Consider the following 18,441-nt stretch of genomic DNA (forward strand, 5'->3'; position numbering starts at 1 on the left):
GATTGGGTAGCCCAGTGCTCTTGAAAACCTTCGGCTGGTCCTTCGGCGTCACGGCCGCGGGATTCGCCCTCGCCGCGTTGCTCTGGGGGTGGCAGGGTTTCGCCGTCGTGGCGATCCTGTCCGTCCTGGAGATCTCGCTGTCCTTCGACAACGCGGTCGTCAACGCCGGTGTGCTGAAAAAGCTCAACGCCTTCTGGCAGCGCATCTTCCTGACCATCGGCATCCTCATCGCGGTGTTCGGGATGAGGCTGGTCTTCCCAGTTGTCATCGTGGCCATCAGCGCCAAGATCGGGCCCATCGAGGCCGTCGATCTCGCGCTGGCGGACCCGGACAAGTACCAGCAGCTCGTGACGGACGCGCACCCGGCCATCGCGGCCTTCGGTGGCATGTTCCTCCTGATGATCTTCCTCGACTTCATCTTCGAGGAGCGGGAGTACAAGTGGCTCGCCTGGCTCGAGCGGCCCCTGGCCAAGCTCGGCAAGGTCGACATGCTCTCCGTGTGCATCGCCCTGATCGTGCTGCTGGTCTCCGCGATGACCTTCGCGGTCGAGGCGCACCAGCACGGCGGCGCTCACGCGGACAAGTCCGCCACGGTGCTGATGTCCGGCGTCGCCGGTCTCATCACCTACCTGATCGTGGGCGGTCTCTCCAGCCACTTCGAGAACAGGCTGGAGGAAGAGGAGGAACGCGAGCACGAGGCCGAGGAGGAGGCCAAGAAGGAAGGCAAGGATCCGTCCCTTGTCGGAATAGCCGGCAAGGCAGCCTTCTTCATGTTCCTCTACCTCGAAGTGCTCGACGCCTCCTTCTCCTTCGACGGCGTCATCGGTGCCTTCGCGATCACCAACCACATCTTCTGGATGGCGCTCGGTCTCGGTATCGGCGCGATGTACGTGCGGTCCCTCACGGTCTATCTCGTCCGGCAGGGCACGCTCGACGACTACGTCTACCTGGAGCACGGGGCGCACTACGCGATCGGTGCGCTCGCGGCCATCCTGCTCGTCACGATCAAGTACGAGATCAACGAGGTGATCACCGGTCTGATCGGTGTCGCGCTGATCGCCGCGTCGTTCTGGTCCTCGGTCCGGCGCAACCAGCGGGTCGCGCAGTCGAACGAGAGCGGCGGCGAGAAGGACGAGGCCTCGGACGAGGAGGTCAGCTCCAAGGCGTGAGCCCCCTGTGATCCCGGAAGGTGCGTCGGCTCGCGCGTTCCGGGTGTCACGGTGGCCTGTTTGCGGAACGCTCTAACGGGGCGGCTCCGAGTCCCGACTCGGAGCCGCCCCGAGGCAGTTGGAGTTCGAGTGGGGGTGCGGGATGGTCTCCCTTTGGGAGAACTGGCGCAGCAGCGCCGGGATGCGTCGGCGCGGTGCGAAGTTCGACATGACGGGCGGCGGTTCGAGTTACGCGACCGAGCTGACCAAACGTCACTCGTCGGTATCGCTCACCGAGCAGGGCGCCGACAACGGCAGCCTGCGGGTCAATCTCTCCTGGCGCATGCGGACTTCGGACTTCGACGGGAGAACCGGACGCCGCGGCTCGCTCCGGCATCCGTTCCAGGCGCTGAAGCCGCAGGTCGTCCAGGCGCACACGCAGGGCGTCGTCAACGTCGACCTCGACCTCGCGTGCCTGTACGAACTGGCCGACGGCAGCAAGGGAGTTGTGCAGCCGCTGGGCAACTTCCTCGGCGACTGGAACTCCCCGCCGTATGTGAAGCTCACCGGTGACGACCGCTTCGGCTCACCGTCCGGCGAGACGATCTATGTGAATCTCGACCACAAGGACGACATCAAGCGGCTGCTGTTCTTCGTCTACATCTACGACGGCACGCCCGCGTTCGACCGTACGCACGCGGTCCTCACGCTCTTCCCGACCAACGGCCCGCGCGTCGAGGTCAGCCTCGACCAGCGCGCCCCGCAGGCACGCTCGTGCGCCGTCCTGCTCATGGAGCACGAGAAGGACCAGCTGATGGTCCGCCGCCAGGTGCGCTACGTCTACGGATTCCAGTCCGAGCTGGACCGGCTCTACGGCTGGGGCCTGCAGTGGGGCCGCGGATTCAAGGCCGGCAGGACCTGACCCCGGCCCGGGCCGAGGGCGGCAGCCCCTGTCAGTGGTTCTGGAACTGGGGTCCCTGCGGCGGCAGCGTGAAGTCCGGGTCCGGCTGCGGGTAGCCGTACGCGGGCTGCGGATATCCGTATGCGGGACGGGTGGCGGGCGGCTGCTGGGGCTGCTGCGGGTAGCCGTAGCCCTGCGTGGGCGCCGCGGGCCCAGGCCCCGCCGCCGCGATGGGCGACGGCGCGGTGGGGGCGTGACCGGCGGCCGCCGGCCCCGGGGAGGGAGCCGCGAGGGGGAAGTCCTCGGGCTCCTGAGGCTGCGGGGTCGCGAAGGCCGGCACGGTCGCGTCGTCCGTGGGAGCGGACGTCTGGGGCGGGACCGACGGTGCGGGCGGTGCGGTGGCGGCCGGCTGTTCCGGCCCGGCGGCCGGCTCCGGCCGTGAACCGGGCTCCGCCTCCTCGACGGTGATCCCGTACTCGGTGGCCAGTCCGACCAGCCCCGTGTCGTAACCTTGGCCCAGCGCACGGAACTTCCAGCCCGTGCCGCGCCTGTACAGCTCGCCGCAGATCATCGCCGTCTCGGCGCCCGTCTCCGGCTCGATGTCGAACTGCAGCACCGGCTCGCCCTCGGCGGCCTGCCCGGCGCCTGCGTACACCAGCAGCCGCAGCTGCCGTACGTCGCGGAAGGTACCGCCGTCCGTCGAAGCGGCCAGCAGCACCCGGTCCACCCGGGGAGCGAGGGCACCCAGGTCGGCCTCGACCGAGTCGCGCATCCCGCCCTGCGCCTGCGTCTTGGCCACGTGGCTCACGGCGCCTGACGGGTGCCGCGGCTGGTTGTAGAACACGAAGTCCTCGTCGGATTCGACGCGCCCGCCCTCGTCCAGCAGCAGCGCCGACACATCCACGTCGGGCACGCCGGATCCGGCGGACCAGCACAGGACGGCGCGCACCGCCACAGTCTCCAGCTGAACGTTCGAGCCCTTCACCATGGCGTGCGTCATGCGCTCATCCTGCCTTCCGCCCGTGCGTCAGGACAACGCGGGAGGCCCGTGGTGGCCCGGTGTGTACCGGGCGGTAACACATTTTTCATCATCGATTGGAACCAATGGACCCCTCCCATACGTACGATGAGCGGCTGCTTCTCGCCGCCGGACCGCACATGCGGGGGCGGGACGGGCTGCGCACGATCGACAGCGACCGCGTCGGCCATGCCGGATGCCGCGCGAAGGGAATCGGGGTCATGCATGCGGCATTTCGGTCAACTCCCGCCTGAGGTGCGGGGCGCGCTCTTCCAGCACGAACCCGCCGAGTTCACGGCGGAATCGCCGGGACGCAGGCTCGCCGCCGCGCTCGGCGGCACCCTCTACAGCCCGGCCACGCGCACGAACCTCGCCGCCGACGTGGTCAAGCAGGCGCGGCGCGGTGTGGCGTCCATGGTCCTGTGCCTGGAGGACTCCATCAGCGACGCGGAGGTCGCGGCCGCCGAGGACAACCTGGTGTGGCAGATCGAGCAGCTCGCGGACGGCGGCGCCGGTCTGCGGGAACGGGACGTCCCGCTGTTGTTCATACGGGTCCGGGAGCCGGAGCAGATCATCGATCTCGTGGCGCGCATGGGCCCCGCGGCCGGGCTGCTCTCGGGGTTCGTGCTGCCCAAGTTCACCGAGGAGCGCGGAATCCCGTTTCTGGAGGCCCTGGCTGAGGCGGAAGCCGCGGCGGGCCGGAGGCTGTTCGCGATGCCCGTGCTCGAGTCCCCGGGGCTCATGCACCTGGAGTCCCGTGGCGCGACGCTTGCCGGCATCGCCCGGGCCGTCGACAAGTACCGGGAGCGGGTGCTCGCGCTGCGCCTGGGAGTTACCGACTTCTGCTCCGCGTACGGGCTGCGCCGCACGCCCGAGATGACCGCCTACGACGTGCAGCTCGTCGCCTCCGTCATCGGTGACGTGGTGAACGTGCTGGGTCGCGTGGACGGCAGCGGCTACACCGTCACGGGACCGGTGTGGGAGTACTTCCGGCTCCAGGAGAGGATGTTCAAGCCCCAGCTGAGGCAGAGCATCTTCACCGGCCGCGCGGAGGAGCTGCGTACTGCGCTCATCGATCACGACATGGACGGACTGCTGCGCGAGATCGAACTGGACCGGGCCAACGGCCTGCTCGGCAAGACCTGCATCCACCCCTCACATGTGCTGCCGGTGCACGCGCTGTCCGTGGTGAGCCTCGAGGAGTACAGCGACGCCACCGACATCCTGCGGCCGGAGCGCAGCGGCGGCGGTGTCATGCGGTCCGCCTACACGAACAAGATGAACGAGGTGAAGCCGCACCGGGCGTGGGCCGAGCGGACGCTGCTGCGCGCGGAGCTGTTCGGGGTGGCACGCGAGGGCGTCGGCTTCGTCGACCTCCTGGTGGCGGGCGCGCGGGCCGACGGCGAGCCGGCGGGAGAGGGACGGGCGAAGGGATGAGCGAGGCTGTGAGCGACGCGGTGTGGTCCGGCGAGTGGGTCGCCGAGCGGCTGGAGGTGGGGCTGAGCGGCGAGGGCCTCCGGGACCTGATGGGCCTGGCACTGCGCCGCAACCCCAAGCGCGCCCACCTCCTCGTCTCGCGCGTCCTGGGCAAGCACGTCCCCGAGCGGCCCGGAACGGTGCGCGGGGTCGGCCTGCGGCTGGGACGGGGGGTCCGGACGCTGCTGGGCGACGACCTCGCGGACCGTGCCGTCGTGCTCGGCTACGCGGAGACGGCCACGGGACTCGGGCACTGCGTCGCCGACGGCATCGGCGGCGTCACATATCTGCACTCGACGCGGCGGGCCGTGAGGGGAGTGGCCACCGCCGGCGGGTTCGAGGAGGAGCACAGCCACGCCACGTCCCATCTGCTGCTCCCGGAGGATCCCGGGCTGCTCGGCGGGGACGGGCCGCTCGTGCTCGTCGACGACGAGTTCTCCACGGGCCGCACGATTCGCAACACCGTCGCCGCGCTGCACCGGCGGCATCCTCGGGAGCGGTACGTCGTCGTCGCGCTGACCGATATGCGCTCCGCGGACGACGCGGCCGCGCTGGAGAAGTTCGCGGCCGAACTCGGGGCGCGCCTGGACGTGGTCGCGCTGGCACGTGGCCGCGTCTCGCTCCCGCACGACGTGCTGGAGCGCGGGCAGCGGCTCGTGGGGGAAACCGAGGCGCGGGCAGAGGCAGCGGATGCCTCGGTGGAACCGCCGGCCAGGGCGGACGCCTTGGCAGCGAGAGTGCCCGGGCCGCGCGGTGCGAGCCCCGTGACCCGGGTGGACCTCGGCTGGCCGCTGCGCCTCCCCGACGGCGGACGGCACGGCTTCACGGCCGCCCACAGCGCGCGCCTGGACGCCGCACTGCCCGGCATGGCCGAACGGCTGGCCTCCGCGCTGGCAGGGACAGGCACGCTCGGCGCCGCGCGGGAGCCCACGGGCGACCGTCCGGCCCCGCGCGTACTGGTGCTGGGCTGCGAAGAGTTGATGTACGCGCCGCTGCGCCTCGCCGTCGCCCTGGAGGAGCGGCTGGACGGGGAGGCGGAGGTGCGCTTCTCCACCACGACGCGTTCGCCCGTGCTCGCCCTGGACGATCCGGCCTACGCGGTACGTACGTGCCTCTCCTTCCCGGCACACGAAGAGACGGACGGGGACGAGGGCGAGGGCGAGGGGGCCGGTGAGTCCGGCGCTGCGACGCGCTACGCGTACAACGTCGCGCCCGGGACCGACCCCGGGCGCCGCTTCCACGCCGTCGTCGTCGTGACGGACACGGCGTCCGACACCGCGGCCCTGCACGCGCCCGGCGGGCTGCTGGACCGGCTGCGCGAGCACACGGACAGCGTGCTGCTCACGGTCGTCCCGGCCTACCGTCCGCTGCCGGCGCCTCTGCGCGGCCCGCACTTCTCCTCGTACGAGCCCGACGAGGTCGGCTGGCTGCTGCAGGACCTGTCCGAGACGCGGCTGGAGGCCCCGACCGAGGAGCGGGAGGAGGCGATCCAGAGCGGCGGGGCGCACTACGCGGAATCGCTGCCCGTCGAATACCAGCCGAGCCCGGAGTACGAGCGGCTCTTCCACAGCGCGCTGGAGGCCTCCGCGGGCCGCGTCGCGCGCGCGGTCGGCACCGTCACGGAGACCGTGCTCGCCGAACGTGCGCCGCGAGGAACCGGCCGCCCGGTGCTGGTCTCGCTCGCCCGCGCGGGCACGCCCGTCGGCGTGCTGATGCGGCGCTGGGCACAGCGGACCCACGGGCTGGACCTGCCGCACTACGCGGTGTCCATCGTGCGCGGGCGCGGCATCGACGCCAACGCCCTGCGCTGGATCGCCTCGCACCACGACCCCGCCGACGTCGTCTTCGTCGACGGCTGGACGGGCAAGGGCGCGATCACCCGTGAACTCGCCGACGCCCTCGCGCAGTTCGAGGAGTTCGACCCGGAGATCGCCGTGCTCGCCGACCCCGGGGGCTGCGTGCGCACCTACGGCACGCGGGAGGACTTCCTCATACCGTCCGCCTGCCTCAACTCCACCGTCTCCGGGCTGGTATCGCGCACGGTGCTCCGCGGGGACCTGGTCGGCCCGGACGACTACCACGGCGCCAAGTGCTACCGGGAGCTTGCCGGTTCGGACGTCTCCGGCCTCTTCCTGGACACGGTCACCGCCCGCTTCGACGACGTCGCCGAAGCCGCGGCCGAGGACGCGGCGGCGATGCGGTCGGCGGAGCGGGCCCCGACGTGGGCCGGCTGGAGCGCGGTCGAGCGGATCAGCGGTGAGTACGGCATCGACGACGTCAACCTCGTCAAACCCGGGGTCGGTGAGACGACGCGCGTGCTGCTGCGCCGCGTCCCGTGGCGGGTTCTGACGCGGCGCGGCGCGGGCTCCGACCTGGACCATGTGCGGCTGCTCGCCGAGCAGCGGGGCGTTCCCGTCGAGGAGACCGACGGACTGCCCTACAGCTGCGTGGGCCTGATACACCCGCGCTTCACACGCGGGGCCACGGGCTCCGACGGGAGGGCCGCCGGATGACCGCCGCCACTCCAGCCGGGACGCCCGAGCCTCCAGCCGGGACGCCCGAGCTCTCGCTCGTGGCCGGCGACCTCGACCGCACGCTGATCTACTCGGCGGCCGCCCTCGGCCTGACCGTGCCGGACAGCGAGGCTCCGCGGCTGCTGTGCGTCGAGGTGTACGAGGGCAAGCCCCTGTCGTACATGACGGAGACGGCCGCCGGACTGCTGGCGGAGCTCATGGACCGGTGCGTCTTCGTGCCCGCCACCACCAGGACCCGCGAACAGTACCGGCGTGTGCGGCTTCCCGGCGGACCCGCGCCCTATGCGGTGTGCGCCAACGGCGGCCATCTGCTCGTCGACGGCGAGGCGGACCCGGAGTGGAACGCGCAGGTGCGCCGCAGCCTCGCCGCCTGTGCCCCGCTGGACGAGGTGCGCGCGCATCTGCGCGAGGCGTCCGCCGGCGGCGACTGGGTGCTCAAGCACCGTGTCGCGGACGACTTGTTCGCGTACCTCGTCGTCGACCGCGGACGGCTGCCTCAGACATGGGTGAAGGAGCTGGCCGCCTGGGCGGAGCCCCGCGGATGGACCGTGTCCCTGCAGGGACGCAAGATCTACGCCGTGCCGGGACCGCTGACGAAGAGCGCGGCCGTCGCCGAGGTCGCACGGCGCACCGGGGCGACGCGCACCTGCGCCGCCGGCGACTCGCTGCTCGACGCCGACCTGCTCCTCGCCGCCGGCCGGGGCTGGTTCCCGGGGCACGGGGAGCTGGCCGGCAGCGGCTGGAGCGCCCCCCACGTCACGGCGCTGGAGGAGCGCGGCGTCGCGGCGGGGGAGCGGATCGTCCGTGAGATGCACGAGGCAGCCGGTGCGGGGCACGGTGAAACCGGGCCCCGGGCACACCACCGGGGCGGCCGGGCAGGCTGAGCGCGTGGGTGCGCCCCGGGTCAGCTCGTGCCGGCGGTCCTCGTGGTCAGCCTGCTGAGCGTGGCGTCCAGGCCCCCGTCGCCGGATGGGCGGCGGTTGTACGGGAGCTTCGAGAGCACCGCCGCCATGCCGCAGGTGTTGCTCAGCGCGGAGAAGACCAGGCCGCCCCCGATCAGGAACGAAAGGATCCTGGCGCCGGGAACGGCCAGGTCGAGCAGGATGCCGAGCAACACCAGCGAGCCGGCGACCAGCCTGACCTGACGCTCCATCGGCCACACGGCGCGGGCGCCGGCCGGACGGTCCAGCGCGTGACCGCCGCCGGACCAGGCCTGGGTCCCGCCGTCGAGCGACGCCGCCGTGATCCCCTCGTCCGCGAGACGGCCGCAGGCGACCCCGGACCGGGTTCCGGAAGCGCAGACGACGACGAGTTCGCCCTTCTCGGCCGCCGTGCGCAGCGAGGGCAGCGCCTCGCCGAGACGGTCCAGCGGGATGTTGAACGCACCGGGGACGTGCCCGGAGCCGTACTCGCCGGGGGTGCGGACGTCGATGACGGTGGCGCTGCTCAGTCGCGGAGCGAGTTCGTCGACGGTGAGGGGAGCGGTCGGCGTGGTCACAGTGGATCCTTCCGGTTTCGGCCTTGATCGTGACCCTTCAGATCTGATCGCCTCAGCAGCGTAGGGGAGCGGTCTATTCCGGATGCGGCGGCCGAGTCGCATCGGCTCCGCTTGGTGATTCACCCATTTGTGGCATAGGCCGCGTATCGCGGGGTGCGGGCCTGCCCACCGGAGTCGACGGAGCCACATGGCCCACCGTCCCCGCTCCCGCCCGCCGTGCCGCACCACCCCGAGGTGCGGCGGACGGTGACCGGGTCGACGCTGGAGCCATGTTGACGCTGGGCCGTCTGACCGCGGGTGCACCGCCGCTGCTGCAGTGGGCCAGCAGGGGAGACGCGCCTGGCGACCCCGGCAGGGTGGTGGAGAGGATCACGCGCTGCGGCCCCGACGGCCCCCCGGTCGGCGAGCGCACGGAACGGGTGCTGCTCGTGACGTCCGGCGACAGCACCCTGGAGTGGGTGCGGCTCCGCGCGGAGAACGCTGCCGGGGTGGTGGTCTGCGGCGAGTTCGACGACCCCGCCGAGGTGCCCGACTGCGGACTCGTCCCCGTCCTGACGCCCTTGGTCCCCGGTGGGCCGGTGCGGGTCGCCGAGGCGCTCATGGGCGCCCAGATCGCGGCCCTCCAGGCGGAGGTCCGGCAGGTGGAGACCTACACCGACGTGGCCGCGCACGCGATGGCCGAGGGCAAAGGGCCGCAGGGGGTGCTCGACTGGGTCTCGCGTGAGGCCCACGCGCACGTGGAGGTCGTCGACGGCTACCGGGAGCAGGACTGGCCCGCGGAAGTCTCCAGGCAGACGGCCCTGCTGCGCGAGCTCGTACGGGGCAGGGAGCACGGCCCGGTGCGCGGAGTCGGGGACGGGCGGTACGTCGAGGTGTGGCCGGTGGGAGTCGGGCCGCCGCACAGACTCCTGATCGCCTCCCGCGACGAACCCTGGGGCGGACGCGGCCTGTTCGGCCTCGAACAGGTGGCCGTAATGGTGGCCGGGCTGCTGCGCGAGGAGGAGGTGACGGAGCGCGAGCACCGCCTGCACGCGGCCGTGCAAGCGGCACGGACCTCCGCCTTCCAGTACCTGATGGTCGGCGACGTGACATCCGCGGGCCGCGCCGTGGAGCCGCTGGCCCCCGGTCTGATGGCCGCCGGCGTGGTGCAGGTCGCGGTGGTGGAGAAGGCGCCCGGCGAGGAGCGGGAAGCGGTCGCGGAGGAGGTCGAGGAGGCCCTGCAGTGGGGACGCGCGCTCACGGTGCTCTGCCCCGTCGACGCGGCCCAGCTCATCGTCATCTGGGACGGCGCCCAGGCCCCGGTGCAGACCGTGCTGGAGCCGGTCGCCGAGGCCGACCCCGACCGCGCCGTGGGAGTGAGCGGCCGCGGACCGCTGGAGCACGCCGCGCGCCTGTACGGAGCGGCGGCGGTCAGCGTGGAGGCGGCCCGGCGCACCCCCGGCGGAGTGGCCGTGCACGACGGACGGCCACCCCTCGCGGAGCTGCTGGACAGCTCCGCCCGCGCCTGGGCCCGGGAGCTGCTCGCGCCGCTCGAGTGGAATCTCGCCACGGCGGAACGGCAGCGGCTGCTGGAGGTGTGCAGCGCGGGAATCGCCATGGGAGCGCACGGCGCCGGGCGGCTCCTCGGCCTGCACGGCGACACCGTGACCGCGCGGCTGGACGAGCTGACGGCACGCGTGAACCTGGACCGTTCACTGCTCGGGGACCGGGCGAAGCTGGATCTGGCGATGCGGCTGGCGGACCTTCCGCCGCCGGTGCCGGGGGTCGCGCCCGCAGGCGGCGTGCGCCAGGTCCTCGACCACGAGGGTGCGTCGCACTGGGGCGACGGCGTGCTGTCCGGGCTTCCGCCACGTCTGCTCTCCGCGCTGGTGACGTGGGTAGAGCGCGAACTCGACCCCGAGGCGACGGCGGAGGAACTGGGCATCTCCACCAGCACACTCGGCGGGTGGCTGCGTGAGGCCGGGACGTTCACGCATCTCCCGCTGCGCAAGGACAGGCCCGGCGCCGTGCACGAACTGCTCTGGGCCCTGTACACGACGGGCCGCATCCACCCCTCCACGATCACCGGCAGCGAGGGGGAGGCACAGCCGGCCGGCCCCGACGGCAGAGGGCAAGGCGCCGTCGCCGGCGTCGGCCAGCCCCGCACCGACACGCCCCATCCCGCCCGTCTCTACGACTACTTCCTGGGCGGCCGCACCAACTACGCCGCCGACAGGATCGCCGCTCAGCAGACCGTGGAAGCCACTCCCACCATCGCCGTCATGGCCCGCGAGAACCGAGCCTTCATGCTCCGTGCCGTGCGTCATCTCGCCGGGCAGGAGGGCATGCGTCAGTTCCTCGACCTGGGCTCCGGCATCCCGACGGAGCCGAACCTGCACCAGGTCGTCCAGGCCGAGGCCCCCAGCGCGCGCATCGTCTACGTGGACGAGGACCCTGTCGTCCACGCCCACGCCCAGGCGCTGCTCGCCGGCAGCCCGCTCGGCCGCACCGCGTTCCTGCGGGCCGACGCCGCGGACCCGTCCGGCATCCTCACGTCCTCCGAGGTCCTGGAATGCCTCGACCTGGACCAGCCTGTCGCCCTCTCCCTCGTGGCGCTGCTGCCCTTCGTCACCGACGACCAGACCGCGCACGAGATGATCCGCGGCTTCACCGGTGCGCTGGCTCCGGGGAGCTTTCTGACGCTCTCCCACCTCACCGGCGACTTCGATCCCGGGGGGACGGAGGTGGTCTGCCGGCAGTACGAGAGGCTGGCCGGCATCCGCATCAAGACCCGCTCGCACGACGAAGTGGCGGCGCTCCTGGACGGGTTGGAGCTCGTGGACCCCGGAATCGTCCTGGTCCACCGGTGGCGCTCGGACCGCTCCGAGGACGACCTGGCCGACGACGACGTACGGGTCGGCTCGTACGGCGCGGTCGCCCGCATCCCGTAGGACGACGCACTCGGGTGCAACCACCCCGGAGGCGGTCACCGAACGGGTGAAAAAACCGATACCTCCGGCGGGAGGGCCGGTGGCAGGATCGGACGCCCGCTCCCGGCGCAGGAGGCTGCTGTGACTCCATCCCTGCCCCCGCATCTGCGGGCCGACTGCGCGAACTGCTTCGGTCTGTGCTGCGTCGCGCTGCCCTTCTCGGCCTCGGCGGACTTCGCGTTCGACAAGGACGCCGGGCGGCCGTGTCCCAACCTCCGCCGTGACTTCCGTTGCGGCATCCACGGCCGGCTGCGGGAGCGGGGCTTCTCCGGCTGCACCGTCTACGAGTGCTTCGGCGCGGGCCAGCAGGTCTCCCAGCACACCTTCGGCGGACGGGACTGGCGGCGTGAACCCGCCACCGCACAGCGGATGTTCGAGGTGTTCCCGGTGATGCGGCAGCTGCACGAGCTGCTGGTGTATCTCACTCAGGCCCTCGCACACTCCGCCGCCCGACCCTTGCGCGGCGAACTGCGCGGAGCCCTGGACGACATCACACGTCTGACACGCGGAACGGCCGACGAACTCGCTGCCACGGATGTGCACTTGCACCGGGAGCGGGTCAACCAACTGCTGCTGCGCGCCAGCGAACTCGTCAGATCCGGGCCGCACGGCCCGAGCAGCGGTCACATCAGGGACCACAGGGGCGACGATCTCACCGGAGCCCGGCTCGCCGGCTCGGACCTCCGAGGGGCGTCACTGCGAGGGGCCCGGCTGATCGCCGCAGACCTCCGGCGGGCCGACCTGCGCACGGCAGATCTGACGGGAGCGGATCTGAGGGATGCCGACCTGAGCGGAGCGGACCTCACCGGAGCCCTGTTCCTCACCCAGCAGCAGCTCCACGCGGCGAAGGGCAGCCCGGCCACGCGCATCCCGGACGGATTCGACAGGCCCGCGCACTGGAAGCAGCGTTCTCCCCGACGGTGAGCGGCCGCCCGGTCCTGTGGGTGCCCTCTTTGCTGTCGGGCGTCAGCCGCAGCAGCCGCCGCCGCAGCAGCCGCCGCCCGCAGGCGCGGCACTCGCGGCGGGCGCCGGCGCAGCGGACGTGCCCGCCACGGCGACCGTCGACAGCAGCTTCACGGTGTCCCCGTGCCCCTGAGGGCAGGCGGCCGGGGCACCGGACTCCGCCATGGGCCGGGCCAGTTCGAACTGCGTGTCGCACTCGCGGCAGCGGTACTCGTATCGGGGCATGCAGGAATGCTATCCGTCGCACGGCAGTGGCGGCGCGCCGCCGGAAGGGCAGCGGCGGAGGTCACACGGGAAGTCGGCCGGCGGTGGGCGTCAGTGGCCGGCCGCTCGCTGTTCCCGGATCTGTTCGACGACCCGCTGCACGGTCTCCTTCACGGCGTCCAGCTCGGTGAGGAGGTGCCAGTAGTCGGGATGGCGTCCCGTCATCGCGGCCACCGCACGGTCGACGCGTGCGACGGCATCGTCCAGCGGCCCCGCATGGGACGGATCCGGTGTGCTGCGGCCCGCCATCGCGAGCCGCTGGGCGTCGCGGATGGCGAACCGCGTGCGCTCGACCTCCTTCGTGTGATCGAAGGAGACTTCGTTGAGCCGCTGCAGACGGTCCCCGGCTGCCTTGATCGATTCGTCGGCGGAGTTCAGCAGCGCCCGCACGGTCGAAAGCTGCGACGTCGCGTCCGCCCAGCGCTGCTCGTCCCGCGCCTTGCGGCCCTCCGCCAGCTTCTCTTCCGCCTGCCGCACGGAGCGGGCCGCCTGATCGGGGACGTGCTGCAGGTCCTGCCAGCACGCCGCGCTGAAGCGGCGCCGCAGCTCGCTGAGAACCGGCTCCACCTGGCCCGCGCGGGTCTGCAGGGCCTGAGCGCGCGTACGGAGCGAAGCGAGCCGCTTGTCGATCTCCGCCGCACGCTCGGGCAGACGGGCCGCCTCGCCCCGTACGGCCTCGGCCTCGCGCAGGACCCGGTCGGCACGCCGCAGCGTCTCCTGCACGCCGTGCTGACCAGCGCCTTCGTTGAGCTTGGTGAGGTCGGGCGACAGCGCCGCGAGCCGGCCGGCGAGGTCGTCGGCCTTGAGGCCTGAGTCGCGGGTCGCATCCAGCGCGTTCGACGCGGCGAGCAGGCCCTGCTTGGCTCTCTCGACGGCGGGAGCGAGCCGAGCCAGCTGCGTTTCGGCCTGCGAAAGCAGCGGCCCCAGGCTCTCCCCGAACCGCTGCAGCTCACCCCTGACGCGCTCCAGGTCCTGCCGTACCCTGCCCAGCTCGGCCATCGCGCGGGCGGCGGCGCCCGAATCGAGGTCGTCCCGGTCCAGGTCGTGGGCGTCCACGACGGAGATGTACTCCTGGCTGACCTGATCGATCCGGGAGCCGAAGTCCGCGAAGTCCGCGACCGCCTTGCGGGCAGCGGGAGAGTCTTCGACGGCGTTCAGCGTCTCGATGGAGATCCGCAGGTCACGCTGTGCGGTGTCCAGTTCGTAGAAGGCTGCTGCGGCGTCGTCCTTGGCTGCTTGCGCATCGGCGCGCTGGTGCTCCGCACGGGCGCCGCCCCAGCCCCAGCGGCGGGTGCCGCCGCCGTTCATAGCCGCCACCGAACCTCTCCCCGCGTCCCCACGTGCCGCATCAGCGATCGCCGGTCATTCTCCCACCCTGTGCCAACGAACACACGAGCCAGTTCGTTCAACGATACGTGCAAAGGCACCGAACAGATCGCGGACGGACCGCGCTCCCGGCGGAGGGCCGTGCGGCTGAGGGGGCAGCGTCAAACAAGGGTTTGCGCCCTCGGGCGCGGGACAAGGTAGTCTGTGGCCTCGTTCCCGGGCGCATAGCTCAGCGGTAGAGCGCTTGCCTTACAAGCAAGATGTCACTGGTTCGATCCCAGTTGTGCCCACCCGGTAGACACCCATTCCAGCCAGCATTCGAAGGGCCGTCCACGTCGTTACGTGGGCGGCCCTTCGAGCGTTTGTGGCGGGCTGGCGGGCTGGCGGGCTGGCGGGCTGGCGGGCTGGCGGGCTGGCGGGCTGGCGGGCTGGCGGGCTGGCGGGCTGGCGGGCTGGCGGTCCGCATGGCCGGGCCGTTCGGCGGTAGGCCAGGTGAGGCTGCGCCCGCCTGCGGCTAGGCATGGAACGTCATCTCGTTCATCCCGGCCGGCCAGCAGGGTTGCTGGGTGCCGACGAATGTTCCGTTTCACTCTCCAGCGTCGAGGGAGTCGTAGCGATGAAGATCCTTTTGCGGTCCGGTGCGGTGGCTGCCGCGGTCGGTGTGGGGCTGTCCCTTGCGGTCTTGCCGGCCGGGCCGGCGGGTGCTGCCGGTGGGACTCACGTGCGGTGCAACGACATCACCGGGCTGAAGAACGCGATCACTCAGGCCAACACCAGCGGCGGCCGCATCATCCTCGCGTCCCACTGCACCTACACCCTGACCACACCCGCCACCGAGGTCGATGGTCTTCCGCCGATCACCGGGAAGGTGACCATCTCCGGCCGCGACACGACGATCCGACGCGCCCCGGACGCGACGACGCAGTTCCGCGTCCTCCGCGTGGTGGCCGGCGGCCATCTCACCCTGAACTCGCTCACGGTCAGCGGCGGCCGTATCGCCTTCCAATCAGGCGGCGGCATCGAGAACGAAGGCGGCACGCTGAACCTGAACCGCACGCTCATCAAGGGGAATTCTGCCCTCTCGGGTGGTGGGCTCCTCAACCTCGGCGGACAGCTCAGGCTCGACCACAGCACCGTCGAGCGCAACGTCGCAAACTATGGCGGCGGGATCCGCAACGACGGTCCCGGCACGGTGACGATGAAGGGCGGATCCCTACTCAACAACCGGGCATTCAACAGCGACGGTGGCGGTCTCCTGACCTACGGAGGTACCACGTCTTTGGACTCGGTCTCGGTCAGGGGCAACACCGCGCTTCACGGTGGTGGAATCGAGCAGTTTCCCGGCTCGATTCTGCGCCTCACGTCGACCACGCTCAGGGACAACATCGCCGTGTCAGGCGCGGCCCTTTCGAGCAACGGTGGTACGGCGACGCTGGTGAGAAGCCTGGTCACACACAACACGGCGATCACCGCCGGCGGCGGCATCTTCACCCAGAACTCCGGTCAGGTGACGCTCACTTCGAGCAGAGTCATCCGCAATGCTCCGGACAACTGCAGCCCTGAAGGCAGCGTCCCCGGATGTACCAACCCCGCCAACCGCATCACTCCGTCGTCCTCGCAGCTGCCCCCGCCTGCGAAGGACAGCAAAGCCCGCAAGTAAGCCGTCCGGCACCGAAGTTCGGTCGCGACCCCCCTGACGCCCGGCACCGGCGTCTCGTGATGCTGCTCCAAGAGGACGCTGACAACGGGCTGTTGGCCTGCTGCGGGTCGGGGCTGTTCGGCGGTAGGCCAGGTGAGGCTGCGCTCGTCTGCGGCTAGGCATGGAGCGTCATCTCGTCATTCCGGCCGGCCAGCAGGGTTGCTGGGTGCCGACGAATGTTCCGTTTCACTCTCCAGCGTCGAGGGAGTCGTAGCGATGAAGATCCTTTTGCGGTCCGGTGCCGTGGCCGCCGCGTTCGGTGTGGGACTGTCCCTTGCGGTGCTGCCGGCCGGGCCGGCGGGTGCTGCCGGTGGGACTCACGTGCGGTGCAACGACATCACCGGGCTGAAGAACGCGATCAACCGGGCCAACACCAGTGGTCCCAACACCAGCGGCGGCCGCATCACTCTCGCGTCCCACTGCACCTACACCCTGACCGCGCCCGACCACGCGGACGACGGTCTTCCGGAGATCACCGGGGACGTGACCATCACCGGCCGTGACACCACCATCCGACGGAACCCGGAGGCGACCCAGGACTTCCGCATCTTCCACGTCGTGCTTGGCGGCAACCTCACCCTGAACTCGCTCACGATCAGCGGCGGCAGTCTTTGTTGCGCCTCCGGTGGCGGCATCTACAACGACAGAGGCACGGTGAACCTGAACCGAACGGTCATCAAGCGCAATCACACCCTCGCGGGTGGTGGCGTCCTCAATGATGATGGTGCACGGCTCAACATCGACCACAGCACCGTCGAGGGCAACGTCGCAAGATCCTGGGGCGGCGGGATCGCAAACGCAAACGGCACGATGACCATGAAGGGCGGGGCCCTGCTCAGGAATCGGGCCGGTTTTGGTGGCGGTCTGGCGAACAACTCGAGTACCGCGTCTTTGGACTCGGTCTCGGTCAGGGGTAACACCGCCCAACAGGGTGGCGGAATCGACCAGATTCGGATCTTCGGGGCGCCTGTTGGCTCTACCCTGCGCCTCACGTCGACCACTGTCCGGGACAACATCGCTGTGACGGGCGCGGGCCTTTCGACCCAAGAGGGCACGGCGACGCTGGTGAGAAGCCTGGTCACGCACAACACCGCGATTACCGCGGGCGGCGGCATCTTCGTGAGATCGCCGCGGGGCGCCGCCGTCTCCGGGTCCGCCGGCGAGGTCACGCTCAGGGACAGCAAGGTCGTCCGCAACAGGCCGGACAACTGCAACCCTGAAGGCAGCGTCCCCGGATGCACCAACCCCACCCAACGGATCGCACCCCCGACTTCTCAACTCTCGCCCACCCGCCAAGGTCTGCCACGAAACACGGCCAAGACCCCCTGACGCCAGCACGGGCAGATTTGTCGCTCTCACGGTTCCGTTCCTGTTATCGCGCACGTGATCACGGCTGGGTCGCGCCCTGCTCAGGAAGCGGGACCGTCCTGGGTGTTGACCACGGATCACGAGTACGGCGGAAACGGTGCGATGCTCTCGCCACTGGTTGCGCAGACCAGGGCAATCCGAGGGAGCCGCTTGGGGAGCCAGACGTCCCGACGGCTGGCAGCACTCTGTGGACGGTCACGGACCGACGTCGGCGAAGAGGGCATCCCATGACGTCAGCCCGTCGGTGATCACAGGGCGAGGCTGCTTCCGGTGGACGATCTCCATGGGGGTCGTGCTCCGGTGCCCGACGACCCGAGCGGGCGTCATCGGCCCCACGGGCAGGGCCAGTTGGCGGCGGTACAGGTGGACCAACCGGATGCCGGACATGTGGCGGCGCGAGCGCCACTCGGCCTTTCCGGCGACCGGCGTCCCGCCTCGGCTGCAATCCGCGGGCGCGAAGCTGCCGCTTGGCGGCGTTCCGTCCGGGGCCGGCCGGGCCTGGCCGGGGTTCCGCTGAATCTCTCCGCTCAAGCAGTTGCGAGGCACTCGTAGCCCATTCCAAGGTCCCGGGCAGCAAGCGAGACGGAATGCGGCACACCCTTTCGGCGGGTGTCGCCACCTATCGGACCCTTCGAGATGCCGTACCGGAGGCGGCGGCATAGTTTCTGATCAGACCGCTCCGGAATCCCATGAACACCCCAAGGGCCCAGCGCCTTTGAGCCCTGAATGTCGGTGCAGCATGTCGGGACTCGTCCAGGAGAAGGAGTACCGGAATGACCAAGGCAAGCCGGATCGCCGCGATCATGACCGCCGCCGCCGTAGCGAGCGTCATCGGTGCAGGCAGCGCCCAGGCCGCGCCCAAGGACCCGGGACCGTCCGTCAACGTCTGCGGGCAGAACAACTCCGTCAAGGGGAACAACAACGAGGTCAACGCAGGTGTGACCTGCACGGTCAACGTGAACTCGTCGAGCAACGGATTCAGCGGCTACGAGATCGTCAACGACGACTTCAGCCTTACAGGGGTGGGCTCCACCGAATCCGAGGTCGTCCCCTGCCCCGCGGGTAAGAGGGCCGTCGGTGGCGGGGCCTCGGCGAACGACCTCGAAGAAGCCGACAACATCGATCTGCTCACGTCCGGGCCCGTACTGAACGGAACGGCCTGGCAGGTCACGGTCGAAAGCCTGGACAGCGGCACCACCGAGGGGCAGTTCTCTGCGATCTGCGCGGATGTCGACGCCTGACATCTGATCCCGTAGCGGCCTGGCTCGTTCGTCAGG

Annotated in this window: 15 protein-coding genes and 1 tRNA gene; 11 read left to right on the forward strand and 5 right to left on the reverse strand. The window is 70.8% G+C overall.

Annotated elements, in window-relative coordinates:
- Positions 1-14 precede the first annotated feature (14 nt).
- On the forward strand, positions 15-1,169 hold the full coding sequence (locus tag G4Z16_RS24560) for a DUF475 domain-containing protein (RefSeq protein ID WP_197352831.1): 1,155 nt from the start codon (positions 15-17) through the stop codon (positions 1,167-1,169).
- A gap of 142 nt (positions 1,170-1,311) precedes the next feature.
- Positions 1,312-2,070: a Tellurium resistance gene (locus G4Z16_RS24565; protein WP_197352832.1), complete on the forward strand. Its 759-nt coding sequence runs from the start codon at positions 1,312-1,314 to the stop codon at positions 2,068-2,070.
- Between the two features lie 31 nt (positions 2,071-2,101).
- Here the strand turns inward: G4Z16_RS24565 and G4Z16_RS24570 are convergent, their stop codons facing one another.
- A complete protein-coding gene (locus G4Z16_RS24570; protein WP_197352833.1) occupies positions 2,102-3,049 on the reverse strand; it encodes a TerD family protein in 948 nt (315 codons plus the stop codon).
- A 243-nt stretch (positions 3,050-3,292) separates the two neighbouring features.
- Here G4Z16_RS24570 and G4Z16_RS24575 point away from each other — a divergent pair, with 243 nt between their 5' ends.
- From G4Z16_RS24575 to G4Z16_RS24585, 3 genes are read left to right on the forward strand one after another with little or no spacing between them, the layout of a single operon-like run.
- Positions 3,293-4,504, forward strand: coding sequence for an HpcH/HpaI aldolase/citrate lyase family protein (locus G4Z16_RS24575; RefSeq protein WP_197352834.1), 1,212 nt, complete (start codon positions 3,293-3,295; stop codon positions 4,502-4,504).
- Positions 4,501-7,056: a phosphoribosyltransferase gene (locus G4Z16_RS24580; protein ID WP_197352835.1), complete on the forward strand. Its 2,556-nt coding sequence runs from the start codon at positions 4,501-4,503 to the stop codon at positions 7,054-7,056. Before G4Z16_RS24575 ends, G4Z16_RS24580 begins: the two co-directional genes overlap by 4 nt.
- Entirely contained in the window at positions 7,053-7,961 is a 909-nt protein-coding gene (locus G4Z16_RS24585; RefSeq protein ID WP_197352836.1) for an HAD family hydrolase, read from the forward strand. Before G4Z16_RS24580 ends, G4Z16_RS24585 begins: the two co-directional genes overlap by 4 nt.
- A 20-nt stretch (positions 7,962-7,981) precedes the next feature.
- On the opposite strand, the gene G4Z16_RS24590 is transcribed toward G4Z16_RS24585, so the two are convergent.
- Positions 7,982-8,575, reverse strand: a complete 594-nt coding sequence (locus G4Z16_RS24590; protein ID WP_197352837.1) for a rhodanese-like domain-containing protein — start codon at positions 8,573-8,575, stop codon at positions 7,982-7,984.
- Positions 8,576-8,844: 269 nt separating this feature from the next.
- Between G4Z16_RS24590 and G4Z16_RS32710 the strand changes: the two genes are divergently transcribed.
- A complete protein-coding gene (locus tag G4Z16_RS32710) occupies positions 8,845-11,505 on the forward strand; it encodes an SAM-dependent methyltransferase (RefSeq protein WP_246531038.1) in 2,661 nt (886 codons plus the stop codon).
- Positions 11,506-11,625: 120 nt separating this feature from the next.
- The gene (locus G4Z16_RS24600; protein WP_246531039.1) at positions 11,626-12,468 is read left to right on the forward strand and encodes a pentapeptide repeat-containing protein; all 843 of its coding nucleotides are present in this window, start codon (positions 11,626-11,628) and stop codon (positions 12,466-12,468) included.
- A gap of 42 nt (positions 12,469-12,510) precedes the next feature.
- On the opposite strand, the gene G4Z16_RS24605 is transcribed toward G4Z16_RS24600, so the two are convergent.
- Complete coding sequence (locus tag G4Z16_RS24605; protein WP_197352838.1) at positions 12,511-12,732, reverse strand: FmdB family zinc ribbon protein; 222 nt, start codon at positions 12,730-12,732, stop codon at positions 12,511-12,513.
- A 90-nt stretch (positions 12,733-12,822) separates the two neighbouring features.
- Positions 12,823-14,079, reverse strand: a complete 1,257-nt coding sequence (locus G4Z16_RS24610; protein WP_197354878.1) for a coiled-coil domain-containing protein — start codon at positions 14,077-14,079, stop codon at positions 12,823-12,825.
- Positions 14,080-14,315: 236 nt separating this feature from the next.
- Here G4Z16_RS24610 and G4Z16_RS24615 point away from each other — a divergent pair.
- The 3 genes from G4Z16_RS24615 (at position 14,316) to G4Z16_RS24625 (ending at position 17,125) form a co-directional block, all read left to right on the forward strand.
- Positions 14,316-14,387, forward strand: a tRNA-Val gene (locus G4Z16_RS24615).
- A gap of 230 nt (positions 14,388-14,617) precedes the next feature.
- Positions 14,618-15,757 (forward strand): hypothetical protein, encoded by a 1,140-nt coding sequence (locus G4Z16_RS24620; protein ID WP_197352839.1) that lies wholly within the window; start codon positions 14,618-14,620, stop codon positions 15,755-15,757.
- A 282-nt stretch (positions 15,758-16,039) separates the two neighbouring features.
- Complete coding sequence (locus tag G4Z16_RS24625) at positions 16,040-17,125, forward strand: hypothetical protein (protein ID WP_197352840.1); 1,086 nt, start codon at positions 16,040-16,042, stop codon at positions 17,123-17,125.
- A 234-nt stretch (positions 17,126-17,359) separates the two neighbouring features.
- Here G4Z16_RS24625 and G4Z16_RS24630 read toward each other — a convergent pair whose 3' ends face one another.
- Positions 17,360-17,551: a hypothetical protein gene (locus G4Z16_RS24630; RefSeq protein ID WP_197352841.1), complete on the reverse strand. Its 192-nt coding sequence runs from the start codon at positions 17,549-17,551 to the stop codon at positions 17,360-17,362.
- A 386-nt stretch (positions 17,552-17,937) separates the two neighbouring features.
- Between G4Z16_RS24630 and G4Z16_RS24635 the strand changes: the two genes are divergently transcribed.
- Entirely contained in the window at positions 17,938-18,405 is a 468-nt protein-coding gene (locus G4Z16_RS24635) for a hypothetical protein (RefSeq protein WP_197352842.1), read from the forward strand.
- The last annotated feature ends 36 nt before the right edge of the window (positions 18,406-18,441 follow it).

The organism is Streptomyces bathyalis (assembly GCF_015910445.1).
In the GTDB taxonomy this organism is placed as follows: domain Bacteria; phylum Actinomycetota; class Actinomycetes; order Streptomycetales; family Streptomycetaceae; genus Streptomyces; species Streptomyces bathyalis.

Bases quoted from the DNA above. Each gene is read 5' to 3' on its own strand.
- G4Z16_RS24565 (WP_197352832.1), top strand. From the start codon at position 1,312: ATGGTCTCCCTTTGGGAGAACTGGCGCAGCAGCGCCGGGATGCGTCGG.
- G4Z16_RS24570 (WP_197352833.1), bottom strand. From the start codon at position 3,049: ATGACGCACGCCATGGTGAAGGGCTCGAACGTTCAGCTGGAGACTGTG.
- G4Z16_RS24575 (WP_197352834.1), top strand. From the start codon at position 3,293: ATGCGGCATTTCGGTCAACTCCCGCCTGAGGTGCGGGGCGCGCTCTTC.
- G4Z16_RS24580 (WP_197352835.1), top strand. From the start codon at position 4,501: ATGAGCGAGGCTGTGAGCGACGCGGTGTGGTCCGGCGAGTGGGTCGCC.
- G4Z16_RS24585 (WP_197352836.1), top strand. From the start codon at position 7,053: ATGACCGCCGCCACTCCAGCCGGGACGCCCGAGCCTCCAGCCGGGACG.
- G4Z16_RS32710 (WP_246531038.1), top strand. From the start codon at position 8,845: ATGTTGACGCTGGGCCGTCTGACCGCGGGTGCACCGCCGCTGCTGCAG.
- G4Z16_RS24605 (WP_197352838.1), bottom strand. From the start codon at position 12,732: ATGCCCCGATACGAGTACCGCTGCCGCGAGTGCGACACGCAGTTCGAA.
- G4Z16_RS24610 (WP_197354878.1), bottom strand. From the start codon at position 14,079: ATGAACGGCGGCGGCACCCGCCGCTGGGGCTGGGGCGGCGCCCGTGCG.
- G4Z16_RS24620 (WP_197352839.1), top strand. From the start codon at position 14,618: ATGGAACGTCATCTCGTTCATCCCGGCCGGCCAGCAGGGTTGCTGGGT.
- G4Z16_RS24630 (WP_197352841.1), bottom strand. From the start codon at position 17,551: ATGTCCGGCATCCGGTTGGTCCACCTGTACCGCCGCCAACTGGCCCTG.
- G4Z16_RS24635 (WP_197352842.1), top strand. From the start codon at position 17,938: ATGACCAAGGCAAGCCGGATCGCCGCGATCATGACCGCCGCCGCCGTA.